Below are 23,553 nucleotides of genomic sequence, written 5' to 3' on the forward strand. Positions count from 1 at the left end.
ATCAGCGGGCCAGGATTTCGTTGATCGCCTCCGCGAGGGCTGTCAGTTGGAGAGGGACCTCTTTCTGCGTGCCCGCCCGCAGGTCTTTGACCTGGCAGACCTTTTTTTCAAATTCGGTCTCGCCAATCACCAGGGCAACGCGATGCCCGCGGCGATCCGCGTACTTCAGTTGCTGGCTGATTTTTTTGGGTTCGGGGTAGAACTCGACGTTGAAACCGGCCGAGCGAAGCTGGGCCGCCAGCCGAAGGTAATCGTCCCGCCGCTGGGGATCGAAAAACACGAGGAGGATGGGGGCGGGTGTGCTGACAGTCTCCAGCATCCCCAGCTCTTCCATAGCAGCGAGCAGCCGATCGAGCCCCAGAGAGGCCCCTACTCCGGGGAGGGACTGCGTCGTGAAAAGTTCCGCAAGATTGTCATACCGACCACCGGAACATACGCTACCAATTCCCGGAAGGGCGGTCAGATAGGTCTCGTAAATGGTCCCTGTGTAATAGTCGAGACCGCGGGCAATGGCCAGGTCGAGCACGAGATATCCGGGCGACACTCCCCCTGCGGTGGCACCTCGCAGGACTTCCCGCAGTTCGTGGACTCCCTCTTCGCCCACCACGCTGCCCTGGACGAGTTTTTCCGCCTGGGCGAGCACGGCATCATGGTCGCCGTGGATCTGGGTCAATTCCAGGACCGCCGCGGCCTGAGCGGGGGTCAGTCCCACGGTTTGCTCAAGCTCCTGTTTGACTCCTTCGGTCCCGATTTTGCCCCATTTGTCCAGTGCCCGCAGAACCCCCGCCGCACGGTCCGCCAGGCCCTGGCGCTCCAGAAGACCGTTGAGAAGCTTACGGTTGTTGATGCGGATGACAAACTCGTGAAAACCGATGGCACGGAGCAGATCGTGGATGACGAGGGTTGTTTCGATGTCGGCGGTCAGGGAGCGCGTTCCGATCGTGTCGAAGTCGCACTGCACAAATTCCCGGTAGCGACCCCGCTGGGTGTTTTCTCCCCGCCACACCGGAGCAATGTGGTACCGCTTGAACGGGATGCCCAGTTCATTGAGGTGCTGGGCGGTGAAGCGGGCGACCGGAACAGTGAGGTCGAAGCGCAGCGCGACCCAGCGCCCACCGTGGTCCTGAAAGCGGTACATCTGCTTGTCGGTTTCTTCGCCTCCTTTGCCGGCCAGGATTTCCAGATATTCCAAAGCCGGCGTGTCGATCGGGGCAAAACCGTAGGAACGGTACACCCGCCGGGCAATCTCCATAATCCGTTCCCGCGGGATCATCGCCTGCGGCAAGTAATCGCGAAAACCTTTCAGTGTCCGAGGGGGAATCAATTTTTCGGCCATGGTGGCAAAACCCCACTATGGAACATCGTGCGGCGAAACCGTTCCGGCTGGGCGAGCTTCACGCCGTCCGGGAACGGCCAGTCGATGGCTGACGGCGTGGCGACTCCCTCAGGGGAGGACGGGAAGAAGTTCCGGCCGGGGAGATCGCAAGGATCCTCCCTCCCGCGGTCCGAGGAGCGCCTCCGCGTATTCTTCCACTTGCTCTGGAAGCTCAAAGAACTGGTCGTAAACCGCGTTTTCTTCGAACTCGCAAATATCTGTATCGTAATCGCGACAGATTTTCGGGCGAATGGGATAAATCCCGCAGCGGCCGTCCGGCTGCAGTTTCGTGCAGGTGAGAAACACCAGGAGGTACCACTGCCCATTGTCCACAAAAACCGCTGTCCGCTCGTGAAGGAGGAACCAGCGAACTGTGTCGAACTCCTCCCAAGTGCGGGGGCGATCAATCGTCAAAGCGATGTAATGACAGCACTTGGCTGGGCAGTAGAAGCAAAGCGTTTCTCCCGCAGGAATGTCCTTCCGCCGTAGCTGGCCATTGCCCGTCACAGGGGCCGAACGCCGAGTCAGCCAGTAATTCTTCTGCCGATTGTGCGAGTTCATCCCCGATCGTGTGGTTTTTTGGTGTACGCTTCCACGACCAGCCCCCTACACCCTGAGGACGCTGAAGACGACGGACCGGCCCATCGCGGGAATGCTTTCCCTCCCCTTGGTTTTAACCCACCAGCCCCGGCGAGATAAGGGGTGCCCGACGTTTATGGGCGCAAGTGAGCCATTCCTTAGAGAGGATGCTTTCTGTCTTCCTGGGACCCCGCTTTCCTCGTTCTTAGTCCGTCATTCTTTGTTGGGGCTCGCGACATTAAACATTTTGTCGGCATCGCATTAATTAATTTGCAGGACAACGTCTGATCGAAAACCATTGATTGACCTGAGTCCGTAGCGTTACGATAAACGGAGTCGAGGATAGATTCCAACTCGCTTTTTCGCATGCAGGTCAGCATGCAGATTGGGAAAGCTGTTCGCGGTCGCTGGCGCGAAATCATTTTGAAGCGACGCGGCAAAGCATCGGCGGAGGGCCAGCGGGTGAAGTGAGGCTTCCGTGGGGAGGGGAGCCCGATGGCGGGGCAGGCCTCGACGAGTGGGGAACGGTGATGCATTCGGGATACTGAAAGTCGGCCGAAAAGAATGATGTCATTACTGAAACAGGAACACGGGGACGTGGAGCGAGTGCTCTCGGGACTCAGCCGGCGAGCCGCTTGGTCCGGGGGGCCACCGATCGCCAATGTCCTGATGGCCAAGGCCCTCGCCCAGCCGGATCTCATTTCGCTGGCGGCCGGCTTCGTAGAGCATCAGTCCCTCCCTGTGGAACTTGTGGAAAAAGCGATCGAGAAACTTTTCTCCAGCCGGGCGACGGCCCTCGAGTCGCTCCAGTACGGGACCACGCTGGGGCATCCCCGCCTGCGCCGGGCTCTTTGGGATCGCGTCTCTCAGGCGGAGGCCGCGGTGGGACTCCGCCACGCTGGTCCGGAGCAGATCGTCATTACCGCGGGAAGCAACCAGTTGCTCTATCTTGTTGCTGAGGCGCTCCTGGATCCGGGCGATATTGTGCTCTGCGCAACGCCCAGTTATTTCGTTTTCCTGGGCATGATCAAAAGTTTCGGGGCTCGGACTGTCGGAGTGGCCTCTGACCGTGACGGCATGATCCCCGAAGCCCTGGAAGACCGTTTGGCGTGGTTGGAACGTCGCGGCGAATTGGAGCGCGTCAAGGCCATCTACGTGGCCTCCTATTTCGACAATCCGACGGGGCTGAGCCTCGGGCCCGAGAGGCGTCCTGCCCTCCTCGAGGTGGCCCAGCGGTGGTCGCGAAAACATCGCCTCTACATCATCGAGGACTGCGCCTATCGCGATCTCTCGTATTACGAAGAGGAGTGGCCCTCCATCCGCAGCTATGACGTCACCGGCCAGCACGTCGTGATGGTGGGCTCGTTTTCGAAGTCATTTTCTCCGGGACTGCGGGTGGGTTGGGGGCTGCTTCCTCCTGCCCTGCTCGATCCAGTCCTGGTCCTCAAAGGACATCACGATTTTGGATCGCCCAACTTCAACCAGATGGTCATGGCCACGATCCTGGAGGAAGGCTGGCTGGAAGAACATGTGGCTCGGCTGCGATCAATTTACCGCCGCAAACTGGAGACCACTCTCAAAGCCGTGGAGGGCATGCTGCGGCCGGTCGTGGCGGTCAAGTATGTACCGCCTCGTGGCGGTCTGTATGTGTGGCTGCAGCTACCAGAAGAATGGGATACGGGTGTGGAAGGGCCACTCTTCCAGGCGGCCGTGGAGGACGGGGTCGTGTATGTGCCCGGGGAATACTGTTTTCCCGAGGAAGGCGAGCCGACGCTGCGATGTTGTTTGCGTCTGAGTTTCGCCATGCCGGATGACATCAACTTAGAAAAGGGGATGGAACGCCTGGCACGGGCGATCACGCGATGTGGGAGTGCCGCTCCAAGATAATCGAAATGATGGACCGGCCGAAACGTCACGGAGGGAACTTGGATGTTTTTCACCACCATCATTGACCGGTACATCGCCCGGCACTTCTTCCAGTCTTTCTTTGTATGCTTTTTCAGTCTCGTGTGTATCTTTGTGGTCTTCGATTTTTTCACGAACCTGGACGAGTTCCTCCGCGCTGCTGAAGCAAGCGGTGGGCTGCTCAAATTGACACTTCTGTATTATGGTCCCCAATCGCTGGCCTTTCTCGACCGGATTCTTGGGCTTCTGGTGCTCACGGCCGCCATGTTCACGACGGCCTGGCTCCAGCGACAGCAGGAAATGACGGCCCTTCTGGCGGCAGGGATTTCTCGCGCCCGGGCAACGGCCCCTGTGATCATCGGTTCGGTGGCGCTCATTCTTTTTGGGGTCTGCAATCGCGAATTGATTCTTCCCCGCATGATTCACCTGCTTGCCCGGACCAACACCGACCTGCTAGGCGAGAAAGGGTGGCCCATTCAGGCCCGCTATGACAACGAGACGGATATTCTGCTCCGCGGTCGTGCCGCTTATCGAAAAGACTACCGGATTGCGGAACCGAATTTCTTCCTGCCGCCCGGTCTCGACCAGTACGGGGGCCAGCTTCAGGCCGAGAATGGCTATTACCTTCCCGCCACCGCGGAGCATCCTAGTGGTTATCTACTGGATAAGATGATCCGGCCCAAGGATTTAAAGGATAAACCGTCGTTGTATCTCAAAGGACGCCCCGTCATTCTCACGCCCCACGATCATCCCTGGCTCAAGGATGATCAGTGTTTTGTGGTCAGCAACATCGACTTTGAACAATTGACGGGGGGGCGAGCGTGGCGAGAATATTCTTCCACACTGGGACTCATCCGTGGATTGCACAATCCGAGTCTGGACCTGGGGGCCGATGTGCGGGTGCGGATCCATGCCCGAATTGTGCAGCCCCTCCGCGATCTCAATCTCCTATTTTTGGGTTTACCCCTGGTAGTGCGTCGGGAACAGAGAAACGTCTTCCTCGCACTGGGGCTGGGAATTCTTATCGTTGGCCTTTTCACAGCCGTCGTTCTTACCTGCGAATATCTGGGGAACATTTACCTGCTCTCGCCGGCGTTTGCCGCGTGGCTGCCATTCTTTATTTCCATCCCAGCCGCCGTGGCGCAGTTGGACTGGCTCTGGGAATAACGTTCCGAACACTAGCGCAAACATCATCGATTTAGTGACAAATCGCTCAAGTCAGCCGCCGGGAGGGGCAATTCATGGATTGGCCCTGGCGGGGTTACGGCCAGGTGGGGAAACACGGAGGGGAGGGGCCATTCGTGAATCACCCTTACCGAAATTTGACCGCTTCGCTGACCATCACCAGCGGTAGGAACGACACTTTGGCGCTCCCAGGTCTCAATGTGACCTTATGGCGACCGTGGGACACAGTAAACCTCAGACCGAACGGGGCGGCAAGTCCGTTGCATTGACATACCCTCTTCGAAATGAAAGAATTAAGAGTGGCAAAATTGATATCCTCCGGAAGGAATGTTTGTCGATGGCTGCTTAAAGGGGTGACAAAGGAATGGGCTTCAGCAGATGATGGGGAAAAGCAGCGAAGCGAGAGCCTGGTGAGGTCGGGATTCGCTCACGCAGGACGGAAAGCATAAGGGGGCAGGCGAAAAAAGCGGGGCGATGGAGTACAGATAGAAGTTACGTTAACAGCTTTTGCTTTGTCGGGCCGCTCTTCGGAGATGGAGCCGCAAGAAGGGTGGTTCGCCACGCCATTTCGGAACGAAGGCCATGGCGTCTCTTTTAAACACCTTCCATATCTCACGTGAAGCTGTGGCACGGCTGGCCACGTCTCCTGTTGTTTCTGTGACCCGAGGCGTTCCTTTGAGGACTGTTCTCGAGCTGATGCGCGATCAGAAGCTGGGCGCCGTGACCGTCTGTGATCGTGGTCAAACCGTGGGGATTTTCACAGAACGGGACGCCCTCCGCTGTCTGGCGGAAGCCACGGATTTGGAGACCCCGATAGGAGATGTGGCGTCTCCCGGCCCGGTAACCGTGAAAAAGAAGGACAGTTTGGCGGAAGCCATTTCGCGCATGTCCTACCGTGGATATCGCCATCTGCCCTTGGTGGATGAGGACGGACAGGTCGTAGGGATGGTCGATGCGATCAACATCATTCAGTGGCTTGTGGAGCACTTTCCGCGGGCCGTGTATACATTACCCCCAACTCCTGATGTTTTAATCGAGCGTGAAGGGCCTTGAAAGGTAACATCCCATGGAACCTCCAATTTCTTCGACCTCCAACAGTTCAACGCCGGGTGGCATTCCGAAAGGCCAGGGCGTTATGGAAAAACGGGTGATTGAGCTGGAAGAAGCGACGGTGCGATTTGCTGGGGACTCGGGAGATGGGATGCAGCTCGCCGGGACGCAGTTCACCCATACCTCGGCGGTCGCGGGCAACGATGTGGTCACTTTCCCCGATTTTCCGGCTGAAATCCGCGCTCCGCGGGGCACCAAAGCAGGGGTGAGCGGCTTTCAGGTGCACTTCGGTGCCAAGCGGGTATACACACCTGGTGACCAGGTGGATGCGCTGGTGGCGATGAATCCTGCGGCGCTGGCGACCAGTCTTCCGGATCTGGTGCCGGGCGGGTTGCTGATTGTGGACGTGGACTCGTTTTCTCAGCGCGACCTGGAGCTGGCGGGATACAAATCCAACCCTCTCGAAGACGGCACGGTCGCCAATTACCAACTTGTCACCGTGGAGATCACCCGGCTCACTCGCGAGGCGGTCAAGGATCTCGGTTTGACGACCAAGGAGGCAGATCGGTGTCGGAACTTCTTCGCGATGGGGCTGGTGTACTGGATCTTTGACCGGCCACTGGAACCCACCCTTCGCTTTATCGAGGCCAAATTTGGTAAGAAGCCAATCATCGCCGAGGCCAATCGCCGGGCGCTGATGGCCGGCTATCACTATGGGGAGACCACGGAGGTTATCCATCACCGTTACGTGGTACCTCCCATTAAGCTCCCGCCCGGAACATACCGCAATATCGTGGGGAATCAGGCGTTGGCATGGGGGCTCATGGCGGCCGCCCGGCTCAGTGGCTGTGATCTCTTTTTTGCCGGTTACCCGATCACGCCCGCCAGTGACATTCTCCATGAACTGGCCCTCCGCCGCGAATTTGGGGTCCGTGTGTTTCAGGCGGAGGATGAAATTGCTGCTGTGGCGGCGGCCATTGGAGCCTCGTTCGGAGGTGCCATGGCGGTCACCGCAAGCAGTGGGCCGGGGATTTCCCTCAAGCTCGAGGGTATTGGTCTGGCCGTTATGCTGGAATTGCCGCTTCTGGTGATTGATGTCCAACGTGCGGGGCCCAGCACCGGGATGCCCACTAAGACGGAACAGGCCGACCTCCTCCAGGCGATGTTTGGACGGCACGGGGAATGCCCGGTGGCCATCGTGGCTCCTCGGAGTCCTGCCGATTGCTTCGACATCGCCATCGAGGCCTGGCGGATCGCCGTCAAACATATGACGCCTGTCATCATTCTTAGCGACGCCTATGTGGCCAACGGTTCCGAACCCTGGCGGATTCCCAGCATCTCTTCGCTGCCCAAGATTCCTGTGGAACATCCCCAGCCCGTCGAGGGACAGCCCTTCCTCCCCTATGCCCGGAACGAATGGCTGGCGCGTCCCTGGGCTATCCCGGGAACACCGCAGCTCATGCACCGCATCGGCGGTCTGGAAAAACAGGACGGCACCGGAGGCGTGAGTTACGACGGCGACAATCACCAGCGGATGGTGGAACTGCGGGCGAAAAAGGTGGCCCTCATCGCCAAGGATTACCCCCCGCAAATTGTGGAAGGCCCCAAGTCGGGGAAGCTCCTCGTCGTGAGCTGGGGAAGCACGTTCGGCTCGGTGTATTCGGCGGTGCAGGAGCTGTGGGCAACGGGCCAGGATGTCGCCTTCACGCACCTCCGCTACCTCAATCCCCTGCCTCTCGATCTGGAGGATATCCTTTCCCGCTATGAGCACGTCATGGTGCCGGAGTTGAACCTCGGGCAACTGGCCCTGCTGCTCCAGGCGAAATATCTCCGGCCGGTGCATCGGGTGAATAAGGTGAAGGGTCGGCCCTTCACTGTCAACGAGCTGGTGGAGGCGGCGCTGGGAATTCTCGAAGCCGGGGAGAAGGCTCCCCAATCGTCGGAGAATGTGATTGTTGAATATGTGAAGTGAAAGGTCGCTCACCCTGAAAAAACCGAGGTTGAGCCGATCACACAAAAACAGCGAACGCAATTGAAATTCATTCTGCGAGAGGATCCATCCATGTCGGTCGATGCTCTGATCGAAGCAGCTAAACTGACCCCCAACGATTATGCGAGTGGGCAGGAGGTGCGATGGTGCCCCGGTTGCGGGGACTATGCCATCCTCGCCCAGGTCAAGAAAACGCTGGCCAGCCTGGGTTTGCCTCGGGAGAAGACAGTATTCATCTCGGGCATTGGGTGTTCCAGCCGCTTTCCGTACTACGTGAATACGTACGGGATCCACGGGATTCACGGCCGGGCCCCGGCTATTGCCACCGGGCTCAAGTGCACCCGTCCGGACCTTCACGTATGGGTGATCACCGGGGATGGCGATGGACTGAGTATCGGCGGTAATCATTTGATGCACGTCATTCGCCGAAACGTGGATCTGACCATCCTGCTGTTCAACAACCGGATCTACGGGCTGACAAAAGGCCAGTCGTCTCCGACCACACCGCTCGGCCATCCCACCAAGAGCAACCCTTTTGGCACGCTAGAACATCCGGTCAATGCCCTCTCACTCGCGATCGGTGCGGAGGCCACATTTGTCGCGCGGAGTATCGACGTCTACCAGAAACATCTGGCGATGGTGCTGGAAAGGGCAGCTGCCCATAAAGGCACATCGTTCGTGGAAATCTACCAAAACTGTGTTGTCTTCTACGACGGGGCTTGGGAATACGCCACAGATCGCCAGGTTAAGGAGGATCATATTCTGGAACTCGAGCATGGAAAGCCGATGATCTTCGGCAAGAATCGAAACAAAGGCATTCGATTCCGTGGATGTGCCCCCGAGATCGTGGAACTGGGAGACGGCGTCACAGAAGCGGACATCGCTGTCCACGATGAAAAGGCTGCCGATCCCACTCTGGCGTATGTCCTCAGCCGCATGCGTTATCCTGATTTCCCGGAACCGATTGGTGTATTCCGTGCGGTGGAGCAGCCAACCTATGACGGCCTGCTCAACGAGCACATGGCCAAGGCGATCGCGGCCCGCGGGGAACATCGGTCCTTGGATGATCTCTTTCACGAAGGCGACACCTGGGAGGTGCCTGAGAGTGGTTCTCAGTCGTGATGTGACGCGACGCTTTGACCTTTGAAAGACGATGTTAGAAACAGGTACAGGATAGCATGGCGCGGATTATCTGCCCCGATTGTGGCCACGAGAACTTGGCGGGTGCCGACGAGTGCGTCCGCTGCCATCAACCGCTCACCCAGGAAGAGACGTTTGTTCCCCAGAATGAGCTAGAGCGGAGCGTTGCCTACGATCACATCGGCCGGCTGGACATCCGCGATCCTGTCTGTGTATCACCGGAAACACCGGTAGGGGAAGTCCTGCGGCGGATGGTTGCCGCACGCACCGGCTGCGCGCTGGTCATGGAAGGGGCGCAACTTGTGGGCATCTTCACAGAACGCGATGCCCTGCTTCGGCTGAGCCTCGATCGGGCGGAGTGGGAACACAAGCCTGTTCGTGATTTTATGACCTCGCCTGTAGAGACGCTTGAGTTGGAAGACCGTTTGGCGTTTGCGATCCACCGCATGGCGGTCGGTGGTTACCGGCACATTCCGATCCTCAGCGATGGCCAGGTCGTGGGGGTGGTCTCTGTGCGTGAGGTCTTCCGCCACCTCACGCGACTTCTCGAGGCGGGTTGAATAGAGCCCAAGAACGCGTCGGTGCCGCCGTTATGCTCTCCTAATGGAAAATCACCCCAGTGAAGAGTCTAGCGGACGGCCGATTCTGTTCCCGCAGCGGCACGCCGGGTCAGATTCGGAGATTGCGTCGTACCGGCCAGAAAATTGTCAATTGTGGCGGCCGCTCGTAGCTTGTCAAAATAGTCCGCCATCGCCAGGCGCAGCTTCTTTTCTCGAATATCCTCCACGAGGATGTCTTTTACAGAAGCGAAGTCCACATCCACCGGTTTAGTAAAGCCCAGACAGTACAGAATGACGTAGGTTTCCGGTCCCACCTGAATAATTCCCGAGATTTCCCCGGGCTTGAGCGAGAAGGCTTCTTCCTCCAAATTGGGTTGACCGCCGTGTCTCTGGATGGGGGCCACCTCGCCCCGGAGGGCCCGCGTGGCGGGATCGATGGAATACTGTTCCGCGAGGTCGGCGAAATTCTCTTCTGTGGGATTGGCGCGCGCTTTTTCCCATACCTGTTGGGCCCGGCGGAGATTGTTAAGCACAATGGCCCGGCAACGCACCCGCGGACCGTAATTCGCTTCAAACGCCTTTTTCAGGTCTTCCTCCGTCACCTGAACATCAGCGTTGACCAGCTTTTTCAGCGCCACGGCAGGCCAGACGAGGTCGTGCCGATAGATCTCCGGTGTGATGTTCTGTTGCTCACAAATCATCCCCACCCATCGTTCCACGTCAGGCTTGCCGTCGGCCCGCGGGGGGAGATTCTGTGAGGCGAGACGCGCGATTTCCGCGTCCACATCGGCATCGGTGACCGTGAGGCCTTTCTTCTTGCATGCCTGTTCAATGAGTTTGCGGTTGATGGTCAACTCGAGCACTTCTTCCCCATGGCGGTCGATGCAGATCTCACCGAGATCTTCCAGTCGGATCGGCCGACCGTTAATGAGGGCAGCCACGCCAGGCATCTGTTGCCGCTTCTGGGGATCGTTGAGGACATTGACCACCTGGGCCCGTTTTTGAAGCTCTTGAAAGATTTCCTGGGCGACCGTCCGCATCTTGGCGTCGCGGGCCATTTCTTCCAGTTCCGCCCGCACGTCTTCCAGACGTACTTTCACAGGGGGGAGCTGATCCTCGCACTTCAGGATGACGAACTGGTTGGCCACGGGAATAACCGAAGAAATCTCCCCCGGTTTGAGACGGAAGGCCACGTCTTCAATTTCTTTCTGGCCCACGTGTTTGCGGATCGGCTGGATGAGCCCCTTAAGACTGGCGCTGGCCGCGTCCTCGGAATACTGCTTGGCCAGTTCGCCGAACTGGTCGGGATGGGCGACCGCTTCGCTCCGCAGCCGTTCCGCCAAATCGCGCCGGCTAACAACAATCATCCGGGCTTTGACGGCCGGCCCATAGCGACTCTCAAATTCCCGTTGGATTTCCTCGGGCGTGACAAGGAGCTTTTGCCCCGCCAGCTTTCTCAGGGCCAGCATCGGCCAAATGATATCGCGCCGGTATTGCTCGGGCTTGATGCCACGTTCGTCCTTGAGAAGTTTCAGCCAGGCTTCCACAGGCATACCGAATCGGGTGGCCATCCGCGTGATTTCAGCGTCGATTTCTTCCGCCGTGATGGAGATGCCGCGCCGCTGGCACTCCTCCATAATAAGGTACTTGTTCACCACACTTTCCAAAACTTCTTCGCCGTAGCGACGCAGACATTCCCGACGCAGTTCCTCACGGGTGATGGGTTCCCCGTTGACTACCGCCACGATCTGGGGCTGGCTTGATTGTGACGAAACAGCACCCTCACTACGGGTCGGCGAGGATGTTGCAGAATTTCCGCGAGGTGCGGGAGCAGGAATGGCTTCAGGGGTTGAACGGGCAGTGTTCGCGGGACTGGTGCCCGGTCCCTGCGCTGTGGCCCATTCGCTTCCCCAAAACCAGCGAATGGCTACTGCCGCGCCGATAATTCCGAGAGGCACCAGGACGAGTTTCCAGCGGATGTGACGCTTCCCTGCAGAGAGGAATTCCTTTCCTTGCATGTCGGTCCCTCCTGTAACCGAGCGCATGGGGAACAGAGTGGGTCAAGAAACACGCGTCTCCACCGAGACGCCGCAATATAGCACCCCCTGGAGACCAGGGTCAAGGCGAATTTTTTACGAAGGTCCCGCGCAAGTCATCCGGGAAGAATCTTGCACCGCAGGGGCAATTGATTGATCGCGTGGAGAGCACGGTGCCCGCGGACGGGTTGATCAGACTTCGGGTATGGCCAATTCATGAATTGCCCCAACCGGCAAAGCAATCGAATCAATCAGTTGAACCGGTGAACCAGACACGACTCGCGGAGAGCGAAACTTTGCCACAACAGTGCCAGGCAACGGCGGCCCCGGTTCAGCTCAGGGGCGTGAACTGACAGGGCGGGTCGAGGGATTGCGACCCACCGTCCCCGGGTGCGGAGATGGTCACCAGGTCCAGGGCCTGCGCCATCCGCTGGAGAGTAGTGTGAGAGAGATAATCGTGCACCTCGCGGTGGACCATATTCACCAGATCACCCAGCATGCAATTGGCTGCTCCGTTTCGGCAAATCGGCTCGCCCAAGAGGCACCCTGCTGTGGGAAGCGGTCCCTCAATCGCCTGATAGATTTCGGCGAGCGTGATCTCCTCGGGCGGGCGTGTCAGTTCAAAACCACCGTGAGGGCCCCGTACGGAGCGCAAAAGACCCGCCTTGACAAGACGTTGCATGACCTTGGCGAGATGGTGCGTCGAGGCTCGGAGGACCTCCGCGAGGCGTTCGGTCGTCCACCGCTGTGGCGAACGCGCCATCACTCCTAGTGCGTGGAGCGCCAGAGATGCGGCTTCTGAAATACGAACCAAACCGGTCATGGGGTTACCTCTTTCGCAAGGGGAATGCCCAGAGCGCTGGACAACCAACCGCCAGTGTCAGCGGAACGACCAGAACCGCTCTACTACCGATTGCAAAAACAATTTTTCAAATCCAGAATTTGTCGTACCATTGATACCTAAATTATACGGCCGCAGACCCGCCAGGCCAAACGAGGTTGCTTATTGTGGGAACAGAACGAGGCTGAAAAGACAACGCCGGTTGTCGATTGGCCGTGATTACCCGGGCTCCGCTGGCGGTCCGGTCAGTTCTTCGAGAATGGCCTTCAAACGCACGAAAATCGTTTCCGGCTCAGCCATCCTGCCCGGGCCGGTCATACCACAACTGAGGTAGCCCTCCTCTGGATCAATGACGATGAAACCATCTTCCCGCAGTCGCTGGACATTTCGCTGCACGGCCGGTTTCTGCCACATCCGTGTGTTCATGGCGGGGGCAATCACGATGGGACCGGCAAATGCCAGAACCGTCGTGGAGAGCAGATCATCGGCCAATCCCCAGGCAGCCTTGGCCAGAAAGTTCGCCGTCGCCGGTGCCACGCAGAGGATGTCTGCTTTCTCCGCCAGATCGATATGCGGATGTGCGCTCAGCGGAGCCCACATATCGAGCGCGACGGGCCGACCTGTCAGCGCTTCGAACGTTTTCGGCGCCACGAGCTGAGTTGCGGCCTGGGTCATGATGACGGTGACACCGGCACCGGCCTGGACGAGACGACTCACCAGGGCTGCCGTCTTGTAGGCTGCGATACCCCCGGTCACACCTATGACTATCTCACGCCCTTTCATAAGGAGCTCAAACTGCGTGGCGGTTGATCCGATTGGTCGGCCACAGTGCGAACATTGCCGCCCATATCGAGGTAGATTTTATCCTCCATGATCTCCCGGAGGACGATCTTCATGCGATCTTTGGTGTCCAGATCGACAAGCGGCGGGGCTCCCTTCATAAGCGCCACCAGCCGTTTTTGAATGAGGGTGGAGAGCTTGAAACGGCCTCCCACCTTGTCGATGAGGGCATCATCTTTGAGTTCTTCGTACATGGACCTGACCTCCTGTTTCCGACTGGGAAAGTGCTGGCTGATCGGTTTCGGTCTCGCTTGGGGGAATTCCCGCTTCTTTTTTCAGGATGTCGCAAATGGCGCGGACGGTGTCATCCAGTCGATCGTTCACGACACGGTAACGGTACCGCTCGGAAAGCCGTAGCTCCTCCGCTGCCCGTTCCAGACGCAGCCGTACGACGTCTTCCGGTTCCGTACCGCGTCCTCGAAGTCGCTTTTCCAATTCTTCCCAACTGGTGGGCAAAAGAAAGATACTCACGGCGTCGGGGAATTGCTCTTGAACAGTCAGCGCTCCCCGCACATCGATGACCAAAAGCACCCACTTACCTGATTGTAATGTGGCCAGAACCGGTTCTTTCAAGGTTCCGTACCAGTGGCCGTCCTCGAACACCTGGAAGCATTCCAGAAAGGCCCCCGCCTGTCGGAGTCGATCGAATTCTTCCGGGGTGAAGAATCGATAATGAACACCATCGATTTCCTCCGGACGACGAGGCCGCGTGGTGGCCGACACACTCCGCACGAGTGGTATCGGGGATTCTGCCAGCAGCCGATTGGCCACCGTGGTCTTACCCACTCCCGAAGGCCCGGAAAGGATGACAATACGTCCGGGGCGATGTTCCGGCCCCTGTGAAGGACGGTCACTCGACATTTTGGACCATTTCCCGCAGCCGTTCCACCTGGGTTTTCATGTCCACCACGCAACGACTGATTTCGGCGTCATTGGCCTTAGCGCCCATCGTATTGATTTCGCGGAACATCTCCTGCGTCAGGAATTCCAAACGTCGGCCCGGCGTCTCGTCGCCAGGTTCCTCGAGCACGGAGAGAAACTGCTGGATGTGACTGCGCAGACGAACGATTTCTTCCGAAATGTCCGCCCGTTCCGCGAAAAGTCCCGCTTCTTTCAGAATGTCTTCCGCCTTGAGGACTCCTGCCGCTTCCCCCAACAATCGGGCCATTCTCTCCTGGAGCCGCTGCCGATAATTCTCGACCACCAAAGGTGCCCGCTGCTCCACCTCTTCGCTCAGAGAGTAGATCCGCAAACACGTGGCCCGCATGTCCGCGGCCATCGCATGGCCCTCACGAATGCGCATCGCCTGGAGTTGTTCCAGGGCCTCAGTGACCACCGTCAGAAGCGAGGGCAGGATTTCCGCCACATAGGCCGAGGGATCAACCAGCTCGCTCACAATGCCGGGAAGCATCAGGAATGGCTCAATGCCAGAAGGCGGCGTTAAACCGGCATTCAGAGCCGCGGCTTCCACCTGCCGATAATACCCCAGCAAAACCTGAGAATTGATCCGGTAATCTCCGGGACGAGGGTGCCGATCCAGAAACAGCGTGACCTGCACTGTGCCGCGGCGGATCTGCTTCCGAACGAGGTTCTCGATCGCGCTCTCAACCGCCGCAGGGAGACCTTCGTTACAGCGGATCAGTACTTTCAAAAATCGATTGTTGACCGCACGGATTTCCACCCGGAAGGACGTGTCGTCCTTCTGCAAGCGGGCTTCGCCGAAACCGGTCATGCTGGAAAGCAATCGAGCTACCTCCGCACTCCGAATCAATAACCTGCTCTGCGACGGTCAATTCGCCGTGGGACGAATCACTCTCAACTGGGGATTTTGAAACAGCACAGCCTTTCGCCTTCCGCGCCAGAGCACTCGAAAAACGTGACAACGTTTGTCAAACGAAAGTCCCGGCGGGACGGACCGTTCTGTTCCGTTCATGATCTACTGAGATGTGGGGGCGGCCGGAGCGCCGCTGCCGGGATTGTCCGTGGCGCTCCCTGTTCCCTGGCCAGACGGCTCGGGAAGTGTTGTGGGTTCCAGGGGGGCAGAATTGGTGACCGTCGGTGCCGTGGGTCCCAGGTCAAGCCGCGATCGATGGGTCCACCGGAAATACAGGTGGCTGAGGATACACAGACAAATCCAGAAGGCAGCCACCCCGATCGTGATCCGTGTGAACGTATCCCCGGCCTTGGCACCGAACGCACTCTGGCCGCCGAGTCCTCCAAAGGCGCCGGCCAGTCCACCCCCGCGCCCCCGCTGAATGAGCACCAGGAGGATCATGAAAATGGCCGTCAGGACCAGCAAAATCAGAATGAGAAATTTCATAACTTCACCGCATTCCTCGGCACCTCAGGCCCCCACTTTGACCTTTTGGGCGGCCGCGACTATCCCCAAAAACTCGTCAGCCTTGAGGCTTGCACCGCCGATCAGGCCGCCGTCCACATTGGGCTGCCGGAATATGTCTCCCGCAATCGCTGCCTTGACACTTCCACCGTACTGAATTCGCACCGAATCTGCAACGTCCCTTCCGAATCGCTCTGCAAGGAGCCGGCGGATTTCGGATTGAACCTCCTCGGCCTGCTCGGGAGTAGCGTTTTCCCCTGTGCCAATCGCCCATACGGGCTCGTAGGCGATGACGCACTGGCGCATCTGCTCGGCTGACAGGCCGGAAAGGCTGCCATCAATTTGACGACGGACCACCGCGAGGGTCTTTCCCTCCTTTCTTTGTCGAAGTGTTTCTCCCACACAAATGATCGGTTGCAGACCACACTCGAGAGCGGCAAACACTTTTTCGTTCACAAATTCGCTCGATTCGCCCATCGCCCGACGTTCGCTGTGGCCGAGAATCACGTACCGGCAACCCATGTCCTTCAGCATGGGGCCGCTGATCTCCCCGGTGTAGGCTCCCTTCGGCTCGGGGTAAAGATTCTGGGCTCCCAAAGCGACCGGGCTTCCCACGAGGGCCTGGGCTACTGCTTCGAGATAAACGAACGGGGGGCAGACCGCGACGTCCACACCGGGGTAAGCGCCAGCCCCTTCCGCGACAGCTTCGGCCAGCGCCACAGCAGAAGCGCGGTCCATATGCATCTTCCAGTTGCCTGCAACAAACGGACGGCGCATGGTACGCGATCTCCTTTGTCCTGCTCCAAGGTGCCGAAGGGCGAAGCGTCCCCCGAAAAAAGTTTCGACGCCCGCCAGGCGCGGCGCGACAAATACCGCGCATGGCTTGATGGAAAACCTTTATCTTCCCCGCTTTGACCCGATCTGACAAGTAGGCACCAAGCCGACCATCCCCGCTCTTTTCGTGAGAAATTCAGGAAAGGGAATCGCGTGGCATGGCCGAACCGGTCGAACCGCGGTCGGGGCAATTCATGAATTGTCCCTACGATTTCCAAAGCCTGCCATTTTCGCTCACACCGTTTGAATTCAAGGTGATTTTAAGAAATTGGAACGGCTTCCCGCAGCGCTTGGTCTCGGTGTCTGTTTACGCCGTGCAACAGGATTCCACGAGGGAGGCTCCGGCGCTGGCCCGGCAGATGTACACGCTGGGTTCGTTGCCCGTTTTCTGGTGATAGATCTCTGCCACGGTCTGGGAGAATCTCTCCGCCACCGCGGTTTCCACGAGGGCCACGGCGCACCCACCAAAACCAGCTCCGGTCATGCGTGCCCCCAGACAGCCCGGTTGCTGGAGCGCAATCTCCACCATCGCGTTGAGCGCCGGACTGGAAACCTCATAGTCGTCCCGCAGGCTCTCATGGCTTTTCACCATCAAGCGACCAAACTCCCGAAGATCGCCCGTTTGAAGGGCCTGAGCCGCTCTGAGTGTGCGGTCGTTCTCCGTGATCACATGGCGAACACGTCGCCGCGTGATTTCGTCCAGTTCGTTCGCCCGTCGCTCGAATTCCTCGATCGTGATGTCGCGGAGGGCTTTCACTCCGAACTGCCGGGCCGTACGTTCGCATGCGGCGCGACGCTCGTTGTAGGCAGAATCAACCAGCCCGCGACGTGTGCCCGTATCGAGGACGACAATCCGCGCGGTATCCGGGATGGGCACATGGGTCAATTCCAGCGACCGACAGTCAATGAGAAGGGCATGTCCCTCCTGGCCGCAGGCCGAAATGAGCTGATCCATGATGCCGCACTGGACCCCCACCCACTGGTTTTCCGCCTTCTGTGAGAGGAGGGCCATTTTGACCGGATCCCAGGGGATTTGGGCAGTTGCACAAAATGCTCTGGCACAGGCCACCTCAAGGGCTGCGGAGGAAGATAAACCTGCCCCAACCGGCACGTCGCCTATTATCACGCCTTCCCACCCCCGCAGAAAAAAACCTTCTTCCTGGAGGGCCCAGGCCACGCCCTTCACATATTCCAGAGACCCCGAATCGGTATAGCGAATGGCATCCAGGTGGAATTCCCCATATCGTTGGGTATCCGCAAAATGAACCTTAACCCATCGATCGGGACGCCGTCGCAAGGCGATCCACGCCGCCCGGTCGATGGCCATGGGAAGCACGAAGCCGTCGTTATAGTCGGTGTGCTCGCCGATGAGATTCACACGCCCCGGGGCCCGCACACACACATCGGGAGTTCCCTCCCATTTTTCTTCAAAAAAGGTGACGAGACTCTGTAAATCCACCTTCATGGCTCGCAACGAAGACTGAAAAATTCAACGATGCAACAGATCACCGAGACCCCTTAAGCAGACACAACGAGTTGCACTCGGATTCTCAATTTTCAACCCCCTAAAACCTCTGCCGCGGGGTTTAACGCGCTTTCTTGAAAGAGACACAATTGTGGTATCGTGCCCGGACAAACTACCATCGTCAAGATAGCCCCCCAGACGGGAGCTTCCCGCAAGTGTCTTCAGGTGTTCCCTGAGTCGGATGGTCAAAAACCTCAGGTTGACGGCTGCCCAAAGCGTTGACAATGGACCTTGAACCAGGCCTCTCTCAAACCACAACGTGGCCCGAAACGGACCCGCTAGTAGGGCTGGAACCTGTACCCAGTTCTGAATTGCCATTGCCCATTCTAGTGACAGGTCTGGCGGGGGTGGCAGGCTATCATGCCTTTCGATGGCTGTCCGCGCGGTATCCGGGCCAGGTGTATGGGCTGATTCCTTCTCGAAACCCGCACGTGCGGGGAGTGAACATCCTTTGTGGCAATATTGAAGATCGGGTGTGCCTGGAAGCCCTTTTCCGCCAGTATCAATTCGCGGCGGTGCTCGATGCGGTGGGCAATTGTGCCCTCAAACCATGTGAGCTTGAACCCAAAATCGCCTGGCTGATCAACGTGGAGGGACTGAAAAACATCCTGCAGGCGGCGGGGCACCAGCGTCCGCGAATTGTGCGACTATCGGTAGATCTCGTTTTCTCTGGGAAAAAAGATGGAGGATATGTTGAAGAAGATCCGCCGGATCCCGTCAGCGTGTACGGCAAAACCATGGCGGTGGCGGAACAGATTCTCCTGGACGCCGATCCCACGGCCTGTGTCCTGCGGATTTCGCTTCCCATGGGACGCAGCCCCAATGGCCATGCAGGAGCCATCGACTGGATCGAATCGCGGTTTGCGGCGGGCCGGCCGGCCACGCTCTATGTGGACGAGATTCGTACTCCCACGTATGTTGACTGCCTAAGTCGTGTATGCTGGGAAGCCTTGCGACGGCCGATGGCCGGCATCTTTCACGCCGGTGGACCGGTCCGACTAAGCCTCTACCAGATCGGACAAATTATCAATTGCGTGGGAGGCTATGATCCCGACCTTCTCTTTGGAATTCCGCGGCGCATGGCCGGCCCGATCCCACCCCGAGCAGGCAACGTGGCGATGGACAGCTCAAAGCTTGCCCGGACCTTGGGCTACACCCCTTTCTTGCCCTGGCCATTCGACCAGCGTCTGCTGCCCACTGATCGAGAATGGCATCGGCGGAGAGAGACCATACGGGACGAGGAGGGAAGTTTGGGGTGTTTGCGTGACGCGGGTGCCATAGATAAACTGTTGTGTCAGCCACGCAAACTGGAGGAGATGGGTTTGGCGGGTGCCCTCCGGTTGCCAAGGCAAATGGGGGAAACTTGCGGATATTGACGAAACCGCAGTAAACTCCAACATCAAGTTAACCGACAAAACAAGCGAGAGGTCAATGCCCGCTCTGCAGAGCGGCGGCAGGCCGGCTGACAGGAGAAAGGGAAAATCCCGGGTGTACCTCGTGGCGTGCCGGGCTGGTGCTACTCGGCGCGTTTTCCGGGCGACAAGGGGCGAAGGTGGCACAAGTTCACAGCCTATGGTGTTCATAAAAGAGAAGAACTTGGCAAGAACCCAGCAACGGCCCCGCTGCAAATTGGGCAGTCACTCGCATCAGGTGACCATCTCCGTGTGCTTTTGAAGAGGACCTTCCGGTGTTGCGACTTTCGGTGATCATCCCCGTTGTCCGCACGCTGCCACGCCTTGAAGACACCCTCGTTCCTGTCCTGGAGTACGGACCGGACGGATGTGAAGTGATCGTGGTGCTTGATCAGCCCTACTCCGATCCGTATGGCCTGGAAGGGGAAATTACTTTTATTCGAGCGGGGGAAGGATTGCAGCTTGCCCGGGCGCTCAATCTGGGCTGTCGCGCGGCAAATGGCGAATGGATCCACTTTCTCCCCTGTGGTAATCTCGTGGCGCGGAACTGGGCGCAAAACGCGCTTGCCCATGCTGCTGACCGACGCATCGGGATCGTGGTTCCGCTGACGGTGGATGCTCGGGATGAGTCGCGGATTCTCGCGGCCGGGATGGGCTACGATAGTGCCGGACAGCTCGTCCATCTCCAACAGGGGGTTTCTGTGGAGGGGACGACGCTCGCCCACCGCAGCCGCGTTTTGCCGCACTTCTCAGGGGCATTTTTCCGCCGGGACATCCTTTTGTCGCTTGGAGGTGCGGACGAGTCGCTGGGGGACGGCTGGGTCCTTGCCGACGTGACCCTTCGCTTTTTCCGCGCCGGTTTTGCCAGTGTTCTCGAGCCAGCCTGCGTGGTCCGGGGTGATCCCGCTCTGGAACCTGTGGGCTTCGACTACGCGGCTGCCCGAGATGCCGAGCGTTTCTTCTGGCGCTGGAGCGATCGCCGCGGCTCGACGATTCTGCGGCATCTGGCCCTGCTGACCGGTCAAACACTGGCTGCTCTCCCTCGAGGACAGCTCTGGCCGCACGTGGCCGGACGGCTGGCCGGCTGGCGAGGCAGCGCCGCCACAGCGCTTGTCAAAAACAGTGGCCCCCTGCGATCAGCCATCCGGCAAAATGTCTGCGAGCATTCACCAGCGGAGGCCAGCTACATCGCCAAAGCGGGTTGATGACAAGAACTGCACCCGGCCCGGAAAAGCAGCCGCCGGCCACTCCGGTTTGCAGGGCGATCAAATGGTGGGTTTTGCTGCGACTCGCTTCAGTAGCAACCGAGCTCGATTGCCTGATCGCCCGACGATTCGTCCTCATCAAAGTTACTCACCGGTCACCTGGGCGGGATCGGAAATGACGTCCTCGATGCAGATGGCTTTGTGGCCCTTGAAAATGCCGGGGCGGGCAAGAAATTTGGGGATGCCTTGCACCCGCACAAGAAGCGGTGTGTGGATGTCTTTTTTGGTGGTGATGATGTCACCCACCCGAAGACCGATGAGGTCCTGCGTGGTGATGGTGGTCCGTGCCAGTTGGACGACAAGTTGAACAGTGGAAGTACGGAGAGCCCGACCAATCCGCTCCGCAGCATCGGGACTGACCTGCCGCTTACCGTAAGATGCCCAACTGTTGGCGGAGAGTTTATTGGCGATGGGTTCAATGCTGTTGTAAGGGATGCAGAGGTTGGCCATGCCGCGGACTTCGCCCAGCGCGAGTTCGAAGCTGACCAGCACAATCACTTCGTTGGGGGGCACAATCTGAACGAGCTGCGGGTTGCTCTCCACGCGGACGACGCTCAATTCCAGAGGCAGTACATTTTCCCAAGCGCGTTTCAATTCCTCCAGAAAAAGGGAGGTGATTCGTCCCACAAGTCGCCGTTCAATTTCCGAGAGCGGCCGTCGCGTGATTGGTGTGGGTTCGCGACCACCCCCCAGCAGCCGATCGATCATCGGATAGAGGATGGTCGGATTGATGTCCAGGATGAAGTGTCCCTCCAGGGGCTCTGCGCGAATGAGGTTGAAACACGTGGGATTGTCGAGGCTGAAAACGAATTCGCTGTAGGTCAGTTGGTCCACGCTGGTGAGCTTCACTTCCACCATGCAGCGAAGCATGGCAGAAAGACCGGCGGCAAAATTGCGGCTGAAGCCCTCGTGAAGCGTCTGGAGCGATCGCATTTGCTCTTTGCCGACCCGCTCCGGACGCTTGAAATCGTAAGTGATGATCTTTTCCCGAGGTATTCTGACCGGCGGCGGTGGTGGCGAAGAAGCCGCCGGCGCGCTGGAAACATCGCGGGGAGCCTCGGCGGGCTTACCTTTTCCGACCGACGCGAGAAGACTCTCGATTTCGGCCTGTGTCAGAACCTCGTCGGACGACATGCGATCCTCCGCCTCCAACACCTCCGTGTGAAGATGCCGTCAGCAAACTTCGGTACGCGGTTCTCAGCCGGTGGGAAATGATTCCCCGGGCCAGGATGCTTTTTGTGTCATTCCCGCACCTGACCGTTGCCGATGACCACGTACTTGTAACTGGTCAGTTCATTGATTCCGCAGGGACCGCGAGCATGGAACTTATCGGTGCTGATCCCGATTTCCGCACCCAGCCCGAATTCGCCGCCGTCGTTGAAACGCGTGCTGGCATTGACCATTACGGCCGAGCTATCGATTCGTTTGGTGAACTCCTGGGCGGCGATCAGATCACGCGTCACAATGGCCTCTGTATGCTTGGAGCTGTATTTGTTGATATGTTCGATTGCTGCGTCCAAATCCTCAACGACCTTCACCGAGATGATGGGACCCAGGTACTCGGCATAATAATCGTCTTCTGTGGCAGGTTTAGCAGCCGGGAAATGTTGCCGGGTGATCTCATCACCCCGGATTTCAATACCGCGCTCGGCAAGCGCCTGAAGAATACGGGGCAGGAGTGTGCTTGCCACAGCCTTGTGGAAAACGAGCGACTCCGCCGCATTGCAGACGCCCATCCTCTGACATTTGGCGTTGACCACGATCCGCTCAGCCATCTCTGGATCGGCGCTGGCATCCACATACACGTGGCAGTTACCGGCGAAGTGCTTCATGACCGGCATTTTGGCCTCCGCCGTCACCCGACGGATGAGGCTTTCTCCACCGCGGGGGATGGTCAGATCGATGTACTCCGGAAGATTGAGAAAGTGTCCCACGGCTTCCCGGTCAGGCGTCGCCACAAGCTGGATGGCATGGGTGGGAAGTCCCACGTCCGCCCCGGCCTCCATCATGATGTCCACAATGGCCTGGTTGGAGTGGGCAGCTTCTTTCCCGCCTCGTAAGATGACTGCGTTACCGCTTTTCACACAGAGTGCCGCCGCGTCGGCCGTCACGTTGGGTCGGGATTCATAGATGAAAAAGATCACTCCCAGGGGGACACGCACCTTCTGCACGAGCAGACCGTTCGGCCGTACCGACGACCAGATCACCTCCCCGATCGGCTCCGGGAGCATGGCGACTTCTTCAAGAGCGCGGGCCATGGCCTCGATGCGGGAAGGCGTCAGCTTGAGACGATCGATTTGAGCGTCTGTTAAGCCGAACGAGGGCGCAGCAGCTAGATCCTTGTGATTGGCGTCCGTCAGCGCGACCATCCGCTCTTTCATCAGTTTGGCGCAGCGATACAGCCACTGCTGTTTCACCGCACCGCTGAGCCGTGCCAGTTCAACTGAAGCCGCGCGGGCACGCCGCGCCACTTCCAGGCAGTATTCTTTAAGGTCGAAAATCCCGTTGTCGTTACTCATGGTTGCGAATGGTTGTTCCTGTTGCGAAAATGGTTTGGCTTTTTCATTGACTTCCGAGCGGCTGCTCGGCGGCGAACTGTCTAGACATTCCCTTGAGGAAGTATCCCGATTTCCGGCCCTGCCGTCAACCGACGTTTGGCGGGGTGGCCACGCAATTGT

Annotated in this window: 21 protein-coding genes; 8 read left to right on the forward strand and 13 right to left on the reverse strand. The window is 58.6% G+C overall.

The window, feature by feature from the left end; translation table 11 throughout:
- Position 1: 1 nt before the first annotated feature.
- The gene (gene hisS, locus ABJK56_RS16400) at positions 2 to 1,324 is read right to left on the reverse strand and encodes a histidine--tRNA ligase (RefSeq protein ID WP_347245805.1); all 1,323 of its coding nucleotides are present in this window, start codon (positions 1,322 to 1,324) and stop codon (positions 2 to 4) included.
- A 120-nt stretch (positions 1,325 to 1,444) separates the two neighbouring features.
- Positions 1,445 to 1,936 carry a YkgJ family cysteine cluster protein gene (locus ABJK56_RS16405; protein ID WP_347245753.1) on the reverse strand — a complete coding sequence of 164 codons (492 nt, stop codon included), beginning with the start codon at positions 1,934 to 1,936 and terminating at the stop codon, positions 1,445 to 1,447.
- Between the two features lie 582 nt (positions 1,937 to 2,518).
- On the opposite strand from ABJK56_RS16405, the gene ABJK56_RS16410 reads away from it, so the two are divergent.
- From ABJK56_RS16410 to ABJK56_RS16435, 6 genes are all read left to right on the forward strand, one after another.
- Positions 2,519 to 3,841: a PLP-dependent aminotransferase family protein gene (locus ABJK56_RS16410; RefSeq protein ID WP_347245754.1), complete on the forward strand. Its 1,323-nt coding sequence runs from the start codon at positions 2,519 to 2,521 to the stop codon at positions 3,839 to 3,841.
- Positions 3,842 to 3,883: 42 nt separating this feature from the next.
- A complete protein-coding gene (locus ABJK56_RS16415) occupies positions 3,884 to 5,026 on the forward strand; it encodes an LptF/LptG family permease (protein ID WP_347245755.1) in 1,143 nt (380 codons plus the stop codon).
- A gap of 600 nt (positions 5,027 to 5,626) precedes the next feature.
- On the forward strand, positions 5,627 to 6,097 hold the full coding sequence (locus tag ABJK56_RS16420) for a CBS domain-containing protein (RefSeq protein WP_347245756.1): 471 nt from the start codon (positions 5,627 to 5,629) through the stop codon (positions 6,095 to 6,097).
- Between the two features lie 82 nt (positions 6,098 to 6,179).
- Positions 6,180 to 8,066, forward strand: coding sequence for a 2-oxoacid:acceptor oxidoreductase subunit alpha (locus ABJK56_RS16425; protein ID WP_347245806.1), 1,887 nt, complete (start codon positions 6,180 to 6,182; stop codon positions 8,064 to 8,066).
- A gap of 90 nt (positions 8,067 to 8,156) precedes the next feature.
- The gene (locus ABJK56_RS16430) at positions 8,157 to 9,206 is read left to right on the forward strand and encodes a 2-oxoacid:ferredoxin oxidoreductase subunit beta (protein ID WP_347245757.1); all 1,050 of its coding nucleotides are present in this window, start codon (positions 8,157 to 8,159) and stop codon (positions 9,204 to 9,206) included.
- Between the two features lie 56 nt (positions 9,207 to 9,262).
- Positions 9,263 to 9,784 (forward strand): CBS domain-containing protein, encoded by a 522-nt coding sequence (locus ABJK56_RS16435; RefSeq protein ID WP_347245758.1) that lies wholly within the window; start codon positions 9,263 to 9,265, stop codon positions 9,782 to 9,784.
- A gap of 68 nt (positions 9,785 to 9,852) precedes the next feature.
- Here the strand turns inward: ABJK56_RS16435 and ABJK56_RS16440 are convergent, their stop codons facing one another.
- From ABJK56_RS16440 to galK, 9 genes are all read right to left on the reverse strand, one after another.
- The gene (locus ABJK56_RS16440) at positions 9,853 to 11,802 is read right to left on the reverse strand and encodes a peptidylprolyl isomerase (protein ID WP_347245759.1); all 1,950 of its coding nucleotides are present in this window, start codon (positions 11,800 to 11,802) and stop codon (positions 9,853 to 9,855) included.
- 349 nt (positions 11,803 to 12,151) lie between these two features.
- Positions 12,152 to 12,643: an Rrf2 family transcriptional regulator gene (locus ABJK56_RS16445; protein ID WP_347245760.1), complete on the reverse strand. Its 492-nt coding sequence runs from the start codon at positions 12,641 to 12,643 to the stop codon at positions 12,152 to 12,154.
- Positions 12,644 to 12,880: 237 nt separating this feature from the next.
- Entirely contained in the window at positions 12,881 to 13,444 is a 564-nt protein-coding gene (gene coaBC / locus ABJK56_RS16450) for a bifunctional phosphopantothenoylcysteine decarboxylase/phosphopantothenate--cysteine ligase CoaBC (protein ID WP_347245761.1), read from the reverse strand.
- Positions 13,441 to 13,695 carry a DNA-directed RNA polymerase subunit omega gene (locus ABJK56_RS16455; RefSeq protein ID WP_347245762.1) on the reverse strand — a complete coding sequence of 85 codons (255 nt, stop codon included), beginning with the start codon at positions 13,693 to 13,695 and terminating at the stop codon, positions 13,441 to 13,443. Before ABJK56_RS16455 ends, coaBC begins: the two co-directional genes overlap by 4 nt.
- The gene (gene gmk, locus ABJK56_RS16460; RefSeq protein ID WP_347245763.1) at positions 13,673 to 14,362 is read right to left on the reverse strand and encodes a guanylate kinase; all 690 of its coding nucleotides are present in this window, start codon (positions 14,360 to 14,362) and stop codon (positions 13,673 to 13,675) included. The genes ABJK56_RS16455 and gmk overlap by 23 nt, the downstream gene beginning before the upstream one ends.
- Positions 14,352 to 15,245 carry a YicC/YloC family endoribonuclease gene (locus ABJK56_RS16465; RefSeq protein WP_347245764.1) on the reverse strand — a complete coding sequence of 298 codons (894 nt, stop codon included), beginning with the start codon at positions 15,243 to 15,245 and terminating at the stop codon, positions 14,352 to 14,354. Before ABJK56_RS16465 ends, gmk begins: the two co-directional genes overlap by 11 nt.
- A 192-nt stretch (positions 15,246 to 15,437) precedes the next feature.
- Entirely contained in the window at positions 15,438 to 15,821 is a 384-nt protein-coding gene (gene secG, locus ABJK56_RS16470; RefSeq protein ID WP_347245765.1) for a preprotein translocase subunit SecG, read from the reverse strand.
- Between the two features lie 24 nt (positions 15,822 to 15,845).
- On the reverse strand, positions 15,846 to 16,616 hold the full coding sequence (gene tpiA, locus ABJK56_RS16475; RefSeq protein WP_347245766.1) for a triose-phosphate isomerase: 771 nt from the start codon (positions 16,614 to 16,616) through the stop codon (positions 15,846 to 15,848).
- Positions 16,617 to 16,980: 364 nt separating this feature from the next.
- Positions 16,981 to 18,132 carry a galactokinase gene (gene galK, locus ABJK56_RS16480; RefSeq protein WP_347245767.1) on the reverse strand — a complete coding sequence of 384 codons (1,152 nt, stop codon included), beginning with the start codon at positions 18,130 to 18,132 and terminating at the stop codon, positions 16,981 to 16,983.
- Between the two features lie 290 nt (positions 18,133 to 18,422).
- On the opposite strand from galK, the gene ABJK56_RS16485 reads away from it, so the two are divergent.
- On the forward strand, positions 18,423 to 19,574 hold the full coding sequence (locus ABJK56_RS16485; RefSeq protein ID WP_347245768.1) for a sugar nucleotide-binding protein: 1,152 nt from the start codon (positions 18,423 to 18,425) through the stop codon (positions 19,572 to 19,574).
- Between the two features lie 311 nt (positions 19,575 to 19,885).
- Positions 19,886 to 20,815, forward strand: a complete 930-nt coding sequence (locus tag ABJK56_RS16490) for a glycosyltransferase (RefSeq protein WP_347245769.1) — start codon at positions 19,886 to 19,888, stop codon at positions 20,813 to 20,815.
- Between the two features lie 144 nt (positions 20,816 to 20,959).
- On the opposite strand, the gene fliM is transcribed toward ABJK56_RS16490, so the two are convergent.
- On the reverse strand, positions 20,960 to 22,009 hold the full coding sequence (fliM, locus tag ABJK56_RS16495; RefSeq protein WP_347245770.1) for a flagellar motor switch protein FliM: 1,050 nt from the start codon (positions 22,007 to 22,009) through the stop codon (positions 20,960 to 20,962).
- A 107-nt stretch (positions 22,010 to 22,116) separates the two neighbouring features.
- The gene (locus ABJK56_RS16500; protein ID WP_347245771.1) at positions 22,117 to 23,394 is read right to left on the reverse strand and encodes a glutamate-5-semialdehyde dehydrogenase; all 1,278 of its coding nucleotides are present in this window, start codon (positions 23,392 to 23,394) and stop codon (positions 22,117 to 22,119) included.
- Between the last annotated feature and the right edge of the window lie 159 nt (positions 23,395 to 23,553).

The organism is Thermogutta sp. (genome assembly GCF_039793925.1).
Classification (GTDB): domain Bacteria; phylum Planctomycetota; class Planctomycetia; order Pirellulales; family Thermoguttaceae; genus Thermogutta.